The organism is Methylomonas sp. EFPC1, from assembly GCF_016925515.1.
Classification (GTDB): domain Bacteria; phylum Pseudomonadota; class Gammaproteobacteria; order Methylococcales; family Methylomonadaceae; genus Methylomonas; species Methylomonas defluvii.
In genome coordinates this window covers 1,003,194-1,019,453 of record NZ_CP070494.1, presented here as the reverse complement: position 1 = coordinate 1,019,453, position 16,260 = coordinate 1,003,194, and the positions used below count along the sequence as shown (strand labels likewise).

Here is a 16,260-nt window from a genome sequence, read left to right as displayed (position 1 = left end):
TAGGACATGCTCATTACGGACCTTGCCCAACGTTGCGACGCCACCGCCCAGGGCGGCGACTCGACAACCTTCATTAATTCAGCGGCCGACATCATGTCTGCCCTCCCCCATCAAGTCACCGTCCTCAGCGATGGCAAATATAAAAAATATTTAAAAGATTCCAAAGCATCGGCCTGCTTTATCGCCGAGCAATTGCTAGATGGCGAGATTCCGGAAAATCTGACCTTGTTGGTCTGCAAAGACCCGGAAATCAGCTTTTTAAATGCGGTAAAACTGCTGCATCCGGAACCGGTTTTTAAACGCCAGGTGTCCGAGCACGCGGTGTTGGCCGACACCTCCACGCTAGGTTTTGACGTACATGTCGGGCCATTCGCTACCGTGGGCCAACAAAGCAGCATCGGCGACAGCAGCACTATCGAAGCCGGCGCCCGCATCGGTAATCATGTGATGATAGGCAAGCACTGCCATATCCATCCCAACGCGGTGATCTACGATCACAGCATCATTGGCAATAACGTGATCATTCACGCCGGCGCGGTAATCGGTGCCGACGGCTTTGGCTATAAATTCCGAGACAATCAGCATGTGAAAGTGCCGCATGTCGGTCATGTGGAAATTGCCGACAACGTCGAAATCGGTGCCAATACCTGTATCGACCGCGGCGCGCTGGGCGCCACTAAAATCGGCTGGGGTAGCAAGATCGACAATTTGGTGCAATTAGGTCACAACAATATCGTTGGCCGTAATGTGATTATCTGCGGCCAGTCCGGCATCTCCGGCTCTTGCACCATCGAAGACGGCGCGATTCTAGCCGGCAGCACCGGTGTAGCAGACCACGTCAAAATCGGTGCGCGGGCGGTAGTGATGGCCCGCAGCGGCATCTCCGGCGACATCGACCCCGGCGCGCAAGTGTTCGGCAGCCCGGCCAAGGATCGCAAAGTGGCTTGGAAAGAATTGGCCGCTTTGGCCAAATTGCCGGAGATGCTGCAAAAATTTAAGGCGCTGGAAGCTCGGGTGCTCAAACTGGAAGAGTAAGCAGGTTTGTAGGGGCGCTTTAAATCGCCCAAAGCGCATCAATTCGCCCCTACAACTTGGCACATTTCTATACCACTCAACAGGACAGAATCATGAACGACAAACAGCGGGTCGCGGAACACGCGGTACAACATGTCAAACCGGGCATGATAGTGGGACTGGGCACCGGTTCCACCGCCAATTTTTTCATCGAAGCGCTGGCGCGTCGGCAAAATGAGGAAGGCCTGCAGTTCAAGGTGGTTTCCAGTTCAGTAGTCAGCGCCAACAAAGCCAAACAACTGGGCTTGTCCTTGCTCGGCATGGAACACATAGACGGCTTGGATTTATATGTAGATGGCGCGGACGAGGTAAGCCCCGACCTGACTTTGCTGAAAGGCCGGGGTTACGACCTGGTGCGAGAAAAATTGTTGGCCAAGGCTGCCGACCAGTTTCTGGTGTTGATTGATGCCAGCAAGAAGGTCAATCGCATCGGCGAGAAATTCCCTATTCCGATAGAAGTCAGCCCATTTGCCTGGCGGCTGGTGCAGCGCAGTGTTGCAGCGATTGGCGGCCACAGTTCGTTGCGACAAACGGCGAATCAAGACGGATTGGTGGTTACCTCGCACGGCAGTCTGGTGCTGGATGTAGCCTTCGCATCCAATCCGGACGGTAAAACCCTGAACGAGCAGCTGAATGCCATTCCGGGCATCGTCGAACACGGCATTTTCAGCGGCCTGACCCGAGCAGTATTCTGCGGTCAAGACGGCCAAGTCGAAGAGCAGTGGGCTTAATCGCCAAGAATCCCAGCACAAGCTCCCAAAATCCGTCTCGCCGAATGGGCAGGTTCTCACCCATTCGGCGATTTACGTTCACGTCATAAAATAAAACGTCAAACTAAAAACCCCGGTTGCCGTGGAAATCAGCTTCACTTTATTCAGCAAAGGCAGCGACAGCCAGTAATAATGGCATTCGGTTTTTCGGCGTTCCCAAGTCAACCGCAAACACTCGACACACTTCCGGCACAGGCGCGGCATAAGCCGCCATAAGCCGTACAACAACAAACCGGCGATCAATAACAGAATATAGAACGTGACGATCTGGCTACCGTGCCGGGAGGTATGAAATAGGTGTTCAACCGTGTGCTCTATGCCTAGCTCGAACCATTCGTACAGAAAATGCAGTAGCTCGAAACACAGATGCAGCACATTCAGAAACAAATCAATCACCATGTCATACATGGCGATGGATAGTGCAATCAGCCCGACGATAACCAAGTCAAGATGCTCTTTAATCATCTCAATTCTCCAGGATTTGTGAATAACAAACGCAACCGGGCCGGTTAGCGCTCTTCCATGGCCATCTGCCTGTGGTATTCCGCCATTTGCCGGCTTTCTTTAGCGGCCATCTCCAAATCTCTGACCATCGCGTCAGCCCGCGCCTTCAAATCCTGAATGCGTTTTCCATACTTCCAGGGTTTGGCTATATATTGATCCAGCATTTCTCGCTCTTCCTGGGCATCCGCATCCAGCGTTTTAGCCACATCTTCGTAATGATCGGCAAGACGTATATGTGCATCTCGGGTATCAGCGGTCTGTACCGCTTTTGCCCAACTTTGCGGCTTGGGGCCAGACTCTGTCGCACAAGCAGACAGCAATCCAACGGCAATCAGTAGCGATGCTAAGTGTTTAGTTTTCATTGATGGTCTCCTTTCTTATTATTTGTGATCACAATGTTTTCTAATGCAATGTGCTGTTTTTACAATCACTCTTCACCAACCCCCTGATTCGGCAAAGGTACGAGGGAGTAAAAAAGTTAGAAACTCCATTCGCCCTTTTGCCGATGCAATTGATCCATCTTCATCGACGCTTGCTCAAAGGATTGCAGCATATCGTCGGAATGCGGAGTAAGCGTTGCGGCAAGTGCGTTAACTTGCGGCGTCGAAGATGTGCTGTCAGCGGCCGTTGTGGATGACGCCACAGTGGATAAGACAGTCTTCACACCAACAGCATGGGGATACTCGGCATCTTCCCTAGTTGCACAAGCGGACATCAGCAAACTAACGCTGATTAAATACGCGGCACTTATCCGTGCAGCGCTTTTTCCCGAAGCTAATGGAATAAACATGAATTGCGGCTCCTGTTGTTATCTGGCCTGACCCAGTTTTTATTTTTGAAAATGCCCCTTCACACGTCCTTAAGATAGCGAATCGCTATCTTAATAGCAACACTAATACCTTTTTAATATCGGTTAGCCATTGCAAACGCCGGTTTTTTGTTTAAAAAGCAGCCGTAATCAAGCCGCGTAACGGTAAATGGGGTTGATCGGGGTGTTATGGTCAAGCTTGATCAGCTCTTCAATCAAGCCATCCTCAAGCCCATACACCCAGCCGCGCACGGTTGGTTTATGGCCCTGTTTCCAGGCCGATTGGATGATGGAGGTATGCGCCAGGCGATACACCTGTTCGATAATGTTTAACTCGACCATCCGGTCGAGCTGCTTCTCCGGATTGATATGATCCAACTCGTCCATATGCAGACGATAGACATCCTTGATATGCATCAGCCATTTATTGGTGATAGCCAAATCGACATTTTGCGCTTGCAATGCCGCTTTAACGCCGCCGCAACCGTAATGGCCGCAGACAATCACATGTTTGACTTTCAGCACTTCAATCGCGTACTGCAACACGCTGAGACAATTAAAGTCGGTGGTAACGACTTGGTTGGCGATGTTGCGGTGCACAAAAATTTCTCCCGGCTGGGCGTTGACTACGGTCTCCGCCGGCACCCGGCTGTCGGCGCAACCTATCCATAAAAACTCGGGACGTTGCTCCTTGGCCAAATTGAGGAAATAGTCCGGATTTCTGTTTACCAGTTGTTGAGACCAAGCTTTGTTTTCTAAAAGCAGTTTGTTGGGCATGGCACGCACATTCCTTATTGAGTTGATGGTGAGGCTAAATTAAAGGCTTAACCTTTCATCAACCTTTCAAAGAACGGCTGGCTATCCCAAAAGTATCTGCTAACTATTGAATACACTTTCGTCAGCATTAAAAACAATCTCGAAGCGAGTACCCTGCCTACCCTGGCCGCCACTGACTACCGTGACCCGTGCCGCATGCAAATCGGCAATTTCTTTGACGATGGCCAGACCCAAACCGCAACCCTCCCCTTGGCTGCCCTGGATTCGATAAAAGCGTTCGAAAATTTTCTCCTGCTCGATAATCGAAATGCCGGGGCCGTCGTCCTCGACAATCAGCGCCGCATGCGGCAAAGCCAAAACGCCAACATTGATATGCCCGCCGCTGTTGCCGTAGCAAATCGCATTGTCCAACAGATTGCTGAGCAATTCGCGCAGCAAAACTTCGTCGCCGGCGACCATCACGGCGACATCCGGCGCGTCGAATCCCAGTTCAATATTCCGATCCAAAGCCCTGGTCACCCAATCCATGCACGATTCCCGTGCCAGCTTGACCAGATCGACCGGTTTGAATTCCGGAGCACTGTGCGACACCGATTCCGACCGGGCGAGAACCAGCAATTGCGTACTGAGGTGAGCAACCCGATCAGCAGCATTCTTGATATGTCCCAGCGCCGCTTTCATCGCTTCCGGGTTGTCGGCGCTCCGCGCGCGTTCCGCCTGCAATTTCAGACCGGCCAGCGGGGTGCGCAGTTGATGCGCGGCATTTTCGATGAAGCGCTGCTGGGTGATCAACGTCGAGCCCAGCCGTTGCAACAAATCGTTGATCGTATGCGTCAGCGAGCGTACTTCCAAGGGCACGTCGGCATCCAGGATAGGATTAAAATCTCGCGCCGAACGTTGCGCAAGGTGCGCGGCCAGATCGTTCAACGGCCTGAGTCCGCGGTTGACGCCGGTCCAGACATGAAAGCCGGTGATGAACAGCAACAGAAATTGCGGCAAGATCACGGCCAGCAAAATCTCGGTCATCATGCTGCGGCGCTTGTTCAGAGTTTCCGCCACGGACACCAGTACATGCTCGGAGCTGGGCGTCGGTGTGGTCAGCACCGACACGATCCGTACCTCGTGGCCTTCGATCTCGCCGTTCGAAAAAAACGGCTCGTTACTGGTCAACGTGTTAATCGCCGGACTGGGCAAATCATCGTCGCCGGCCATGAAGCCCTCGACCTGCGACTCTACTTTAAAAAAGGTTTTATCGACGTCGTCCCAGCGAAACACTTCGACCGCGATGGGCGGCAAGTCGAAGGTGACATGGTTTTGTTGAGCATGCACCTCTTGCGTCAACGACTTCACCGAATCCAGCAACCAGCGGTCGTACGCCAGATCGGTATAGTGCATTGCCACGAAATAAGAAGCAGCGGCATCCAGCAATACCACGAAAAGCAGGGGCAAAGTCAGCTTGGAAAGCAGCTGGGCCCTAAGACTTTGCGGTTTATTCATCCTGACTTTTCTCCAAAAGATAACCCAGCCCGCGCAGGGTTCTAATGTTGATCCCCAAGGGTTCCAGACGCTTGCGCAGCCTATGCACATAAACTTCGATGGCATTGTCGGCCAATTCCTCGGCATGCGCCGCCAGCCTTTGCGCAATATTATCCTTGCTGACCACCCGGCCGCTGTTCAACATCAAGGCCTCCAACACGCCGTATTCCCGCGGCGGCAGCGCCATCGGCATGTCGTTGGCGCTGATCTGCTGATTGCGGGTATCCAAAGTCAATGCCCCGAAACGAATGTCATGATTAAAACCGCCGTGACTGCGGCGCAACAACGCCCTGACCCTGGCTTCCAACTCCCGCAGTTCGAAGGGTTTGGTCATGTAATCGTCGGCGCCCAGTTCCAGACCGCTAACCCTATCATTCAACGCATCGCGGGCGGTCAATATCAACACCGGAATGGCAGACTTCCGAGCCCGCAACTGCCGTAACACCTCACGGCCGTCGATGTCGGGCAGGCCCAAATCCAGAATCACCAGATCGTAAGGCTGCGTCATCAGCGCGCTACCGGCGTAACTCCCGGTCTTGGCCAGGGTGGTGTCGAAGCCCCAATCGCTCAGGGTACGCGACAAGCCATCCCCCAATGCGGCGTCATCTTCGACTAATAAAATTCGCATGTTTTTTTCCTAGCTTGATCGGTTAACGAACATTGGCAGAGCGCTCGCATCAAATTCTACAATCAACGCAGTTTAGCGCCATATCGGAAAAAGCAGCTCGCGGTTAGGCAGTGCTCAACGCGAATGGCTTAACTGCAAGGATTAAGCTTTATCCCAACACTTTTGTGGTAGATGCCGCCGTGATCCTGGGTCATAATCCGTTCAAGCAGCCTTTTCTGAGAAAGCCTTTCAGTTTCAACGACCCAGCGTCGTGAAAACCTGGCGCCGCAAAACGCCGCCGACAGCCCAAGTGCCGGAGCTTATTCGGCCGAAATCAAGAGGAGAATCGCATGTCACAATTACAAAAAAACCAGGAAGCGCCCTTTTTTAGATCCGCCAATCAAGACAACAAACTCATTTACCTGTCCGATTACCAAGAGGACAAAAATGTGGTGTTGTACTTCTATCCCAAAGACGACACCCCCGGTTGCACCATTGAAGCCAACGACTTTACCGCACTGGCCAGCGAATTCGACGCCCAGGACACCGTGATCATCGGCGTCAGCAAAGACGATTGCCAAAGCCACCGCGACTTCATCGCCAAATACGGCCTAAACGTACAATTGCTGGCCGACACCTCCGGCGACCTCTGCGAAGCTTACGGCGTTTGGCAGGAAGTGGAAAAAGACGGCGTGAAAAAATGGAAAATCGTCCGCTCGACCTTCATCATCGGCAAAGACGGCAAACTGATCGAAGCCATGTATGGTGTTAACCATGAAGGACATGCGCAGGCGGTGTTGGATATTATCAAAGGACTGAACGCGCCGGCTGAGGCATAAAAGATGACTAGGTCGGGTTGCGGCTTATGCCTATCCCGACCTACCGGAATGAATCCTACCAGCCAAGACGACCAGAAATATCGCTTAGCTCATACCGAATTTCCAACCCTGAGCAATCACGAACGATGCGCTGCACGCTGTTCAACACATCCACAGCCCTGAAAGAGGGCGTCGGCTTACCGACCGCCAAACTCTTGTTCGCAATTGGGAGGAAATAACCTTCGAAACCTGGATTTCATTGAGGCTACTTGTTTTAGATAGCAGCCTGGACGGTTACTTTACTGTCACATCCATTTCGAAGTGATCTTAGAGTATCTTTGAGTAAAGAACTTCGTGCAATGGATGTCCCGTCAATGCCGACGAGGTGCGCTCTTTATCGGTGAGTGTAAAACCACAACCCGCATACGCAGCTTCGGCTGGGGAATTGCCTTTGATGCACCACAGCTCGATGCCGGCAAAACCTAAATTGAATGATTCCGCCACTGAACGATCAATGAGTTTTCTCCCTAATCCTTGGCGCCAATGGGCAGGCGACACATTGAGCGCCCAAAGTTCAACAGTCAGTTCCTGTGTCGGATAACGAGGTGCGCCGATAATTGAAAAGCCAACCGTATTGCCTTCGTCCTCCGCAACAAACACCATGAACTCTCTGGTTGGATTAGTTAACCGTTCTGTTAGTGCGTCCAGGTTTGCGGAAGGATCTAATGACGCCAAGAACTCCGATGGCATGAACGGCTGGTAAGCAGAGCGCCAAGCCGCCACGCGAATTTGACCAATGGCTTTTGCATCGGCCGGAATAGCAAGACGTATCGACATGGGCGGAATCACGGATAAGGTTTTTGTTGTTTGTCAGATTAGCTTTTCGTAACGATGAGACATTGTAGCCTCGATGCAGCGTCAGCGGAATCGAGGGCGTAGGCTTACCGACCACCAAACATATATTGACAATTGCAGGATATTTGCCTTCGAAACCTCGATTGCATCGAGGCTACTTGCTAACTCCGGGCTCACCCGACGAAAACCGCGTAGCGGTTTTTTGCCTGGTTCCCGAGCTCCGGCTTGGGAACTCTATCTCGGAAGCTCCGCTTCCCGACTCTACTGGAAGCAATAGCTTCCAAGACCAAAGCTCCCAAGCCAGAGCTTGGGAGCCAGTCAAAACCCATATCGGCAGTTGAAGGATATTGGCCTTCGAAACCTCGATTGCATCGAGGCTTCGAGCTAATCACACCCACTCGGGCTCATTTTGGTTCCCAGTACTTTTTAGCATTAGGTAGTATTTCCTCCCTCTTGATTTTTTCGCTCAAAAAATCAATTTTCGACACGGCGATTGATCGTACATGCTCAACTAGATCGGCAAGCGCAATTTCATCAGAAGTATGCCATAACAAATACGGTTGATTTAGTTCCCGGTATAAATCAAATGGCACGTTATTCTTGAACTTTACTGGAAATACAAGGGCTATTTCCACGTGCTCAACTCGCTCCGCACCACTATGAGCAGCGAAATTATGGCGATAGGAGATGCAATTATCGTGTAGCCCATGAAATTTAACGTCAAGCTGTGCACGTTCAAGCTTTACTGGTCGACCTTCGCATTTTGAAAAGCACTTTCCATAAAACGTAAGAGCAGCAACGAACAACCCCTTGATCAAATCATAATTTTCGCGATTAGTTGGTTTATGAACGTTTTGATCTTTTCGAGTTGGCCTCTCATCATGGCGAGTCTCAATCTCATGGAGCCACGTAAGCACGTTACGTAGATCTTTTTCTATGAGTGTGTAGCCAGCAAGTTGCCTACAAAGTTTGGAGTCTAGAAGAAGACGACGACATGGCTTTTTTTTGTACTTATAAACACGTTCAATATTTCCGGAAGTCGGATCAATAATCTCGGTTACAGTAAACTTATTGGTCATAACCATTTAGATAGTCTGTTGGCGTGAGCAGAATAGCATTTTCCAACCCACTTTAGAGATTTCGGATTAGGTCAACTAAACCACCTCATCCGGCAAAAAACCACCAGCCTGCATCGTCCACAGCCGATAATAAAAGCCCTGCTTGTCCAGCAACTCCTGATGGCTGCCGTCCTCGACTATACGGCCTTGATCGAACACCAGCACCCGGTCCAGATGAGCGATGGTGGAGAGGCGGTGGGCGATGGCGATGACGGTTTTGCGGCCCATGACGCGGTCCAGGTTTTCCTGGATGGTTTTTTCGGTGACCGAATCCAGGCTGGAGGTGGCTTCGTCCAGGATCAGGATGGGCGCGTCTTTTAGCATCACCCGGGCGATGGCGATGCGCTGGCGTTGGCCGCCGGACAGTTTCACGCCGCGTTCACCGACCAGGGATTCATAGCCTTCCGGCATGGCTGCGATAAACTCTTCGGCATGTGCCAGCTTGGCGGCGAAGCTGATTTGCGCGTCGTCGGCGTCCAGTTTGCCGTAGCCGATGTTTTCTTTCAGGCTGCGGTGAAACAGGCTGGGGTCTTGTGGAATCAGACTGATTTGCGCATGCAGGGAATCCTGAGTCGCCAACAAAATATCCTGCCCATCGACCAGGATTTGCCCGGCTTGCGGCTCGAAGTTGCGCAAGATCAAATTCACAAACGTGGATTTGCCGGAGCCGGAGAATCCGACCAAACCCACCCGCTGCCCCGGCTCGATCACCACATTCAGACGGTCGAATACTTGTCGCCCCGGTTCGTAGCTAAAACAAACGTCTTTAAATTCGATGCGGCCTTGGTTGATTTGCAAGGGTTTGGCGTCCGGCACGTCGATGATTTCGTGGCTTTGGATGATGGTGTCCACGCCGTTAGCAACGTTACCGACGTATTCGAAAAACTCCAGAAAGCGCCGACTCAAATTGCGAGCGTCGCCGATCACCAAAATCGCCAAGCCGGTACTCATCGCAAAGGCGCCGACGCTGATTTCGCCGGCTTGCCACAGTTGCAAGGCATAACCGATGGTGCCGATTTTTAAGATGGCGGCAGCGGTAAATTGAAACCAGCGCACCCGTTCCATGTACCAGAAGGTACGGCGAGCACTTTTTAATTCAGTCGCCAGAAAACCGTCCAGATATTCACGTTCATGCTGCAAGCGGGCGAACAATTTGGCGTTGAGAATATTCGTTACCGCATCAACGATCTTGCCGTTGACCATGCTACGGGTGGCGGCAAAATCCTGCGCGTAGGGTTGGCAGCGGGTCGCCAGCCAATACGAGATCAATACATACAGCAGCACCCAGGCGGCCACGAATAAACCCAGGCCTTGATGCACGCCCAGCAATAGCGTGACTGACACCGTAAACGTCACCGCGATCGGCCAGAAATCGCAGATGATGGACCAGGTGGTGTGATTGACACTCATCGCCGTTTCGCTGATGCGATGCGCCAGCGCGCCGGCGAAATGATTGCCAAAGTAGCGCGGCGCGTGGTTTTGCAGATAGGCAAATAAAGAACGTGCGGTGCCCTGCCGCAAGCGCGGACCCATGATGATCAGTACCGCGCCGCTGCTACGGCTGAAAATAATCTCCGCCAGATTCAGGCCGGCGAGCAACAACAAGGGTTGTTTGAAAGTCTCCAGCCAATCGCCCACTGGCACGGGCTGATTGGCGACCGCGTCCATCAAGGCTTTAATCGCATACGGCACCAAGATGCTGCCTGCAGCCTGCCCGGTTTCCAGTATCAGCATCAACAGCAACAGCCAGCGGAACGGCTTTAAGCAAAACAGGATAAAACACCAGGGGTTGGCGGGTAATGGCGGTGCGTCCGCGGCGCGGCGGAGACCTTCCTTGGTGGGCGATTTGGACATGATGGCGTCAAGTAAGAAAGCGGCCGGCCATTATAGCCAATTGCCCGGCAGCCGCGCCGTTGATGAGCGGGCCAGGTAGAGCAGCGTTATATCAGTAACGCATTCGATACCACCACATGCCGACCATTTCGTGGGCCAGCAGGAAGCTGTTGGACCAGGCTGTTGGAGACGGCAACCAATCCAGCCAGCGGGATTTGCCTGCATGACCGATAAAAGCCGTTGGCGCCGGCAATACTTCAAAACCGGCTTTGCGAAACTCCAAAGCAGCGCGCGGCATATGGTAGGCCTGGGTGACCAGAACAATCTTATTGATGCCAAACTCTTTTAACAGCTCGCGGCTGAAACGGGCATTTTCGGCGGTATTGCTGCTACGTGGCTCCCGCCAGGCCACGGGAATTTTAAACTCGCTATCCAAGGTTTGCGCCATCAAATCCGCTTCTGGAATGTCATCCGGCTCTAACATACCGCCCCCAGATGTCAGAATCGGCAAACCCAGCTCCCCGGCCAACTTGGCAGCATAGCGCACACGCAGCAAGGTTCTGACATGTAAAGTGACCTGCCCAGGATACTCCGGCGCTGACGTTTCGATGCCGCCACCTATCACCACCAAGGCCTGCGGTTTAAATTGCTGCACGGCTTCGGTAGAAAGAGGCAGAACCCGCTCCCAGAGCATGGCCCAGTGCTTAACCACAATCGGCAAACTCAATAACCACAACAGTGCCAGACAAACTATCGCCATGTTCTTCCCCCATTTACGCTTGCGCAAAAGTAAGCCGACCAGCGCCAGCATCGCCAAAGAGGTTGGCGGCAACAACAGCAGCTTGATAACGTAGATAGCGATGATGGACATGGGGTACGATCATCCTTGAGCAAGCAAGTATCAGTCAATATGGCTATAGACAGACCACATTGGGAGTGAGTTAGAGACGCAAGATTTTTGCGTCTCTACAGGCTTAGCGCGGTTATATCGCCAATCTGGAAATCCCTACCGCTTCCCGCAAGGTATTGATAAACGGCCGGGTGATGGCACGGGCTTTCTCGGCGCCTTCCTGCAATTGTTGCTCGATATGTTCCGGCGCTTCCATTAAGGCTTCGTAACGCTCGCGAGCCGGGGCGATTTCATCGTTGATTTTCTCGAACAACACCTGCTTCATCTCGCCCCAGCCTATGCCTTCGGCGTAGCGTTGGCGGATCGCTTCGACTTCGTGGTGATTGGCAAAGGCCTGATAGATACCAAACAAGGTGCAACCTTCCGTATCCTTGGGTTCGCCGGGTTCCAGCGAGTTGGTTTTGATCTTGTTGATCAACTTGCGCAGTTTCTTTTCCGGTTCGAACAACGGGATAGTGTTGTTGTAGCTTTTGCTCATCTTCCGGCCATCCAGGCCCAGCAAGGTCGCGGCGTTGTCGTCCAGCACCGCTTCCGGCAACACGAAATGTTCACCATAAATATGGTTAAAGCGGCTGGCGATGTCGCGGGCCATTTCGATGTGCTGGATTTGATCCTTGCCCACCGGCACTTTGTTGGCGTTGAACATCAAAATATCGGCGGCCATCAGGATGGGGTAACTGAACAAGCCCATCGTGATGCCTTTGTCCGGATCGTTGCCTTCGGTTTCTTCGTTTTCAGCGACAGCGGCTTTATAGGCGTGCGCGCGGTTCATCAAACCCTTGGCGGTCACGCAGGTCAGCATCCAGGTCAGCTCCAGAATTTCCGGCACATCGGACTGGCGGTAAAACACCGCGTTGGAGGTATCCAATCCCAGCGCCAGCCAGGTCGCGGCGATTTCCAGGCTGGATTGCTTGACCCTGGCAGGCTCGTTGCATTTGATCAGGGCATGGTAGTCGGCCAGAAAATAAAACGGTCTGACCTGCTCGTCTTTGCTGGCATTGATCGCCGGCCGGATCGCCCCGGCGTAATTGCCAAGATGCGGCGTGCCGGTGGTGGTGATACCGGTAAGGACAATGGATTTACTCATGCTGCTGCCTGCGCTGTCTGTAATGAAAAAGTGGCGGAATTTTACACAAATAGCCAGGGATAGTCAGGCAATAAAACCGCCGAACCTGGCAATTGCCTGGATGCCAACTGCATCACAGCTCGCCCAAAAAATCCGCTGATTCCGGCGATATGGGCCACTATTTCCTAACCAGAGCGGCGGATTTTTATAGTAAACTCCTTGCGACTGATTTTTTACCCAACCACTGCCAATCCGAATCGGGGGAAGCCAATGCTGAATCATGATGAAAAACGCGATTACATCCGTATGGATGTGGACTGTGACATTACCTATAAGCTGGCCGATTCCAGCGAGGTCAGTACCGGCAAATGCACAACGCTGAGCGGCGCCGGCGTATCGTTTATTGCCAACCGGCCGTTCGATGTCGGTTTAGCCATGGAAGTCAGCATCATGCCTAAAACCCAAATCACCCCACCAATGACGGCTTTTATCGAAGTGGTACGCAGCGTCAAGCAAGGCGACGGCAGCTTTGAAATAGCCGCCTCAATCAAAAGCATTAAAGGCAATTAAGGACAACACCCGCTCCTGACAAGGACGTAGCACGCTATGTATATCATCACCAAAGAAGTTTATTTTTGCTACGGCCACCGCCTGATGAACCATCCGGGCAAGTGCCGCAACTTGCACGGCCACAGCGTCAAAGCCAGCATCTCCATCAAACAAAACAACCTCAACGATCAGGGTATGGTCTGTGATTTTTCGGACGTGAAAGACTGCGTGGACGGCTTTATCAATAAGGTGTTGGATCACAATTTTTTACTGCATAAAGACGATCCAATCATCCCGGCTTTGGTCGCCAACAACGAACAGTTTTTGGCTATCGACGAACATCCCACCGCCGAAGTGTTGAGCAAGATGATTTACCAGCACGTCAAACAACAAGGCTTTAATGTCGATCAAGTGGTGTTGTGGGAAACCGCCAGCGCCAACGCTTGTTATCGGGAAGACTAAGCATGAGCTTGGTGCAACCGGTCAACACCGCACTCTGTCTGGAAAAGATCTGCGAATCCAATTATCAAAAGCTATTCAGGCTGATTCCGAATCTGCGCTCCTTCGATAAAACCGCCGTGGGCCTGACCCAGAACAAACCGGCGCTGTATCTGCAAGTGCTGGAGCGCAACCCCTACACTTTGACGATAGAACTTAGCCATTGCTTCGACCAACAACTGTCGGAGCACATCGTGCCGGCGGTGAAAATTCGGATTTATCTGGATGCGCAATTGGCGGAAGTGCTGCGCGACATCGACCGGCCGACAGTCGATAAGGTTTACCAAGACCCCGGCAATCTGGTGGAAATCAGAAATTACAAATGGCGCTTAAACTATTTCCTGCAAAAGTGGCTGGATCATTGCCTTAAGACTGATTACCGCTTCACGCACGACAAACTCAACCAAGCTGCTGCTGTAAAGCCGCTCTGACACAACGCAACACGCCGTAACTATAAGCGCCGCCCAGTTGCTCGTAGACCGGCTTCAAGGCGTTGCGCTGGTCTTCCGGCAAACTTAACAACACCACCTCGATTTCACTGACTTCCGCCGGCGACAAACTCAACACATCGCCCAGTGCCACCAGCCCCAGTTCCAGGCTTTTGGCCATGTGGTTATAAATCGTGTCCTCGCTCAGGCTGCGCTGTTTCGCCACTTGCTCGACGCTATAACCCAATCGAAATAAATCCAGACTTTCCTGAACCGTGTCGGTGGCTGATACCGGCGGCTCGTCGTCGAATTGGGCTAACACCGCCAAAAACTCATCGCCGTATAGCTCCAGCTTGCGCTGGCCAACACCGGAAATTGTTGCCATTTGTTGGTGATTACGTGGACGAACATCCACCATCATCATTAACGTCGCATCATTAAAGATGAAGTACGGCGGCACGTCCTGCTCGTCGGCCAGTTCCTTGCGTTTGGCTCGCAAAGCATTCCACAAGGCGCTGTCCGCAGCGCCACCCGGCTGGCGTTTTTCGGCTTTTTCGCGGCGGGTCTTGGCGATCTGCGCATCCTTGCGCAACATCAAAGTTTGCTCGCCGCGTAACACCGGCCGGCAGGCATCGGTCAGTTTCAAACTACCGTGACCTTCGAAATCGATTTCCACCAAAGACTTGGCGACCAATTGCCGAAACACCGAGCGCCATTGTTTTTCGTCCAGCGCTTTACCGATCCCGAAGGTGGACTGCTTGTCATGGCCGAACTGGCGCATGCGGTCATCGGCTTTGCCCAGCAACACGTCGATCAAATAAGTCACGCCAAAGCGCTGGCCGGTGCGATAGATGCACGACAAGGCTTGCTGCGCGGCAACGCTGCCATCCCAGGTTTCCACCGGCTCCAGGCAGGTATCGCAATTGCCGCAGCCCTGCTCCAGAACGTCACCAAAGTAGCCAAGCAGCGCCTGCCGCCGGCAACTGACCATTTCGCACAAAGCCAGCATCGCATCCAGTTTATGCAATTCAATGCGTTTGTGCGCCTCGTCGGCGTTAGACGCACTGAGCATCTGCCGCAGGGTCAATACATCCTGCAAACCATACGCCATCCAGGCATTGGCCGGCAGGCCGTCGCGCCCCGCCCTGCCCGTCTCCTGATAATAGGCTTCCACGCTTTTCGGCAAATCCAGATGGGCCACGAAGCGCACGTTGGGCTTGTCTATGCCCATGCCAAAGGCAATCGTGGCGACGATGATCAAGCCGTCTTCCATCAAAAACTGGTGCTGATTTTTCTGCCGCTCTCTATGCTCCATGCCGGCATGGTAAGGCAGCGCTTTCAGGCCTTTTTGATTCAACCAGTCGGCAGTTTCCTCGACTTTTTTGCGCGACAAGCAATAGACGATGCCGGTGTCGCCGGGGTGTTCGGTGCGGATAAAGTTCAGCAATTGCTGGCGGGCATTGTCTTTTTGAATGATCCGATAGCGAATGTTCGGCCGGTCGAAACCACTAACGAAGACTTGGGCCTGTTCCAGCGCCAAGCGGGCAATAATTTCCTGGCGGGTGCGCTCGTCGGCGGTCGCGGTTAAGGCAATGCGCGGCACTTGCGGAAACTGTTCGTGCAATACCGACAACAACAAGTAATCGGCACGAAAATCGTGGCCCCATTGCGACACACAATGCGCCTCGTCGATGGCAAACAACGCAATCTTGCAGCGAGCAAACAGGGCTTGGGTTCTGGCGTTGGATAAGCGCTCCGGGGCGATGTAGAGCAAATCCAACTCGCCGTTCTGCAATTGCTGTTCGATTTCGCGTACCTGCTCCAGCGCCAGCGTCGAATTTAAATAGGCCGCTCGCACGCCCACTTGGTGTAAAGCGCTGACCTGATCCTGCATCAACGCAATCAACGGCGAAATTACGATGCCGACGCCATCCATCACCAAGGCCGGTATCTGGTAGCACAAGGACTTGCCGCCGCCGGTCGGCATCAATACCAACACATCCCGGCCGCCGATCAATTGCTCGATAATGTGTTGCTGCTGGCCGCGAAAACTATCGTAGCCGAACACGCTACGCAGGGTTTGCAGGGCGGGGTTATTGCTCATAAATC

General features: G+C 52.8%; 18 protein-coding genes. 6 read left to right on the top strand and 12 right to left on the bottom strand.

Annotation, left to right across the window (positions count from 1 at the left end):
* Nucleotides 1–6 precede the first annotated feature (6 nt).
* Nucleotides 7–1,035 (top strand): UDP-3-O-(3-hydroxymyristoyl)glucosamine N-acyltransferase, encoded by a 1,029-nt coding sequence (gene lpxD / locus JWZ98_RS04850; protein WP_205453481.1) that lies wholly within the window; start codon nt 7–9, stop codon nt 1,033–1,035.
* A 92-nt stretch (nt 1,036–1,127) separates the two neighbouring features.
* The gene (gene rpiA, locus JWZ98_RS04845; protein WP_205453480.1) at nt 1,128–1,805 is read left to right on the top strand and encodes a ribose-5-phosphate isomerase RpiA; all 678 of its coding nucleotides are present in this window, start codon (nt 1,128–1,130) and stop codon (nt 1,803–1,805) included.
* A 78-nt stretch (nt 1,806–1,883) separates the two neighbouring features.
* Here rpiA and JWZ98_RS04840 read toward each other — a convergent pair whose 3' ends face one another.
* From JWZ98_RS04840 to JWZ98_RS04815, 6 genes are all read right to left on the bottom strand, one after another.
* Nucleotides 1,884–2,309, bottom strand: coding sequence for a hypothetical protein (locus JWZ98_RS04840; protein WP_205453479.1), 426 nt, complete (start codon nt 2,307–2,309; stop codon nt 1,884–1,886).
* A 44-nt stretch (nt 2,310–2,353) separates the two neighbouring features.
* Nucleotides 2,354–2,710: a hypothetical protein gene (locus JWZ98_RS04835; protein ID WP_051670067.1), complete on the bottom strand. Its 357-nt coding sequence runs from the start codon at nt 2,708–2,710 to the stop codon at nt 2,354–2,356.
* Between the two features lie 116 nt (nt 2,711–2,826).
* The gene (locus tag JWZ98_RS04830) at nt 2,827–3,138 is read right to left on the bottom strand and encodes a hypothetical protein (RefSeq protein WP_205453478.1); all 312 of its coding nucleotides are present in this window, start codon (nt 3,136–3,138) and stop codon (nt 2,827–2,829) included.
* A 168-nt stretch (nt 3,139–3,306) separates the two neighbouring features.
* Nucleotides 3,307–3,933: a carbonate dehydratase gene (gene can, locus JWZ98_RS04825; protein ID WP_205453477.1), complete on the bottom strand. Its 627-nt coding sequence runs from the start codon at nt 3,931–3,933 to the stop codon at nt 3,307–3,309.
* Between the two features lie 99 nt (nt 3,934–4,032).
* Nucleotides 4,033–5,430: a sensor histidine kinase gene (locus JWZ98_RS04820; RefSeq protein ID WP_205453476.1), complete on the bottom strand. Its 1,398-nt coding sequence runs from the start codon at nt 5,428–5,430 to the stop codon at nt 4,033–4,035.
* Entirely contained in the window at nt 5,423–6,097 is a 675-nt protein-coding gene (locus JWZ98_RS04815) for a response regulator transcription factor (protein ID WP_205453475.1), read from the bottom strand. Before JWZ98_RS04815 ends, JWZ98_RS04820 begins: the two co-directional genes overlap by 8 nt.
* 329 nt (nt 6,098–6,426) lie before the next feature.
* On the opposite strand from JWZ98_RS04815, the gene JWZ98_RS04810 reads away from it, so the two are divergent.
* Nucleotides 6,427–6,915: a peroxiredoxin gene (locus JWZ98_RS04810; RefSeq protein ID WP_205453474.1), complete on the top strand. Its 489-nt coding sequence runs from the start codon at nt 6,427–6,429 to the stop codon at nt 6,913–6,915.
* Nucleotides 6,916–7,221: 306 nt separating this feature from the next.
* On the opposite strand, the gene JWZ98_RS04805 is transcribed toward JWZ98_RS04810, so the two are convergent.
* The 5 genes from JWZ98_RS04805 to JWZ98_RS04785 all read right to left on the bottom strand — a co-directional run bounded on the left by JWZ98_RS04805 (nt 7,222) and on the right by JWZ98_RS04785 (nt 12,697).
* Entirely contained in the window at nt 7,222–7,731 is a 510-nt protein-coding gene (locus JWZ98_RS04805; RefSeq protein WP_205453473.1) for a GNAT family N-acetyltransferase, read from the bottom strand.
* Nucleotides 7,732–8,153: 422 nt separating this feature from the next.
* Entirely contained in the window at nt 8,154–8,828 is a 675-nt protein-coding gene (locus JWZ98_RS04800) for a hypothetical protein (protein WP_205453472.1), read from the bottom strand.
* Between the two features lie 75 nt (nt 8,829–8,903).
* On the bottom strand, nt 8,904–10,721 hold the full coding sequence (locus tag JWZ98_RS04795; RefSeq protein ID WP_205453471.1) for an ABC transporter ATP-binding protein: 1,818 nt from the start codon (nt 10,719–10,721) through the stop codon (nt 8,904–8,906).
* 91 nt (nt 10,722–10,812) lie between these two features.
* Complete coding sequence (locus tag JWZ98_RS04790) at nt 10,813–11,571, bottom strand: YdcF family protein (protein WP_205453470.1); 759 nt, start codon at nt 11,569–11,571, stop codon at nt 10,813–10,815.
* Between the two features lie 112 nt (nt 11,572–11,683).
* A complete protein-coding gene (locus JWZ98_RS04785) occupies nt 11,684–12,697 on the bottom strand; it encodes a tryptophan--tRNA ligase (RefSeq protein ID WP_033157089.1) in 1,014 nt (337 codons plus the stop codon).
* 249 nt (nt 12,698–12,946) lie between these two features.
* On the opposite strand from JWZ98_RS04785, the gene JWZ98_RS04780 reads away from it, so the two are divergent.
* From JWZ98_RS04780 to JWZ98_RS04770, 3 genes are read left to right on the top strand one after another with little or no spacing between them, the layout of a single operon-like run.
* Nucleotides 12,947–13,246 (top strand): PilZ domain-containing protein, encoded by a 300-nt coding sequence (locus JWZ98_RS04780; protein WP_033157090.1) that lies wholly within the window; start codon nt 12,947–12,949, stop codon nt 13,244–13,246.
* Between the two features lie 36 nt (nt 13,247–13,282).
* On the top strand, nt 13,283–13,687 hold the full coding sequence (locus tag JWZ98_RS04775) for a 6-carboxytetrahydropterin synthase (RefSeq protein WP_205453469.1): 405 nt from the start codon (nt 13,283–13,285) through the stop codon (nt 13,685–13,687).
* 2 nt (nt 13,688–13,689) lie between these two features.
* Nucleotides 13,690–14,154 (top strand): DUF1249 domain-containing protein, encoded by a 465-nt coding sequence (locus JWZ98_RS04770; protein WP_192393243.1) that lies wholly within the window; start codon nt 13,690–13,692, stop codon nt 14,152–14,154.
* On the opposite strand, the gene recQ is transcribed toward JWZ98_RS04770, so the two are convergent.
* Nucleotides 14,123–16,255 carry a DNA helicase RecQ gene (gene recQ, locus JWZ98_RS04765; RefSeq protein WP_205453468.1) on the bottom strand — a complete coding sequence of 711 codons (2,133 nt, stop codon included), beginning with the start codon at nt 16,253–16,255 and terminating at the stop codon, nt 14,123–14,125. The genes JWZ98_RS04770 and recQ overlap by 32 nt on opposite strands.
* Nucleotides 16,256–16,260: the final 5 nt, after the last annotated feature.

Excerpts from the sequence above, each read along its gene's own strand:
- JWZ98_RS04780 (WP_033157090.1), top strand. The coding sequence starts at position 12,947 with ATGCTGAATCATGATGAAAAACGCGATTACATCCGTATGGATGTGGAC.
- JWZ98_RS04785 (WP_033157089.1), bottom strand. The coding sequence starts at position 12,697 with ATGAGTAAATCCATTGTCCTTACCGGTATCACCACCACCGGCACGCCG.
- JWZ98_RS04800 (WP_205453472.1), bottom strand. The coding sequence starts at position 8,828 with ATGACCAATAAGTTTACTGTAACCGAGATTATTGATCCGACTTCCGGA.
- JWZ98_RS04820 (WP_205453476.1), bottom strand. The coding sequence starts at position 5,430 with ATGAATAAACCGCAAAGTCTTAGGGCCCAGCTGCTTTCCAAGCTGACT.
- JWZ98_RS04770 (WP_192393243.1), top strand. The coding sequence starts at position 13,690 with ATGAGCTTGGTGCAACCGGTCAACACCGCACTCTGTCTGGAAAAGATC.
- JWZ98_RS04775 (WP_205453469.1), top strand. The coding sequence starts at position 13,283 with ATGTATATCATCACCAAAGAAGTTTATTTTTGCTACGGCCACCGCCTG.
- JWZ98_RS04835 (WP_051670067.1), bottom strand. The coding sequence starts at position 2,710 with ATGAAAACTAAACACTTAGCATCGCTACTGATTGCCGTTGGATTGCTG.
- JWZ98_RS04830 (WP_205453478.1), bottom strand. The coding sequence starts at position 3,138 with ATGTTTATTCCATTAGCTTCGGGAAAAAGCGCTGCACGGATAAGTGCC.
- recQ (WP_205453468.1), bottom strand. The coding sequence starts at position 16,255 with ATGAGCAATAACCCCGCCCTGCAAACCCTGCGTAGCGTGTTCGGCTAC.
- rpiA (WP_205453480.1), top strand. The coding sequence starts at position 1,128 with ATGAACGACAAACAGCGGGTCGCGGAACACGCGGTACAACATGTCAAA.
- lpxD (WP_205453481.1), top strand. The coding sequence starts at position 7 with ATGCTCATTACGGACCTTGCCCAACGTTGCGACGCCACCGCCCAGGGC.
- JWZ98_RS04810 (WP_205453474.1), top strand. The coding sequence starts at position 6,427 with ATGTCACAATTACAAAAAAACCAGGAAGCGCCCTTTTTTAGATCCGCC.
- JWZ98_RS04815 (WP_205453475.1), bottom strand. The coding sequence starts at position 6,097 with ATGCGAATTTTATTAGTCGAAGATGACGCCGCATTGGGGGATGGCTTG.
- JWZ98_RS04790 (WP_205453470.1), bottom strand. The coding sequence starts at position 11,571 with ATGTCCATCATCGCTATCTACGTTATCAAGCTGCTGTTGTTGCCGCCA.
- JWZ98_RS04795 (WP_205453471.1), bottom strand. The coding sequence starts at position 10,721 with ATGTCCAAATCGCCCACCAAGGAAGGTCTCCGCCGCGCCGCGGACGCA.
- can (WP_205453477.1), bottom strand. The coding sequence starts at position 3,933 with ATGCCCAACAAACTGCTTTTAGAAAACAAAGCTTGGTCTCAACAACTG.
- JWZ98_RS04805 (WP_205453473.1), bottom strand. The coding sequence starts at position 7,731 with ATGTCGATACGTCTTGCTATTCCGGCCGATGCAAAAGCCATTGGTCAA.
- JWZ98_RS04840 (WP_205453479.1), bottom strand. The coding sequence starts at position 2,309 with ATGATTAAAGAGCATCTTGACTTGGTTATCGTCGGGCTGATTGCACTA.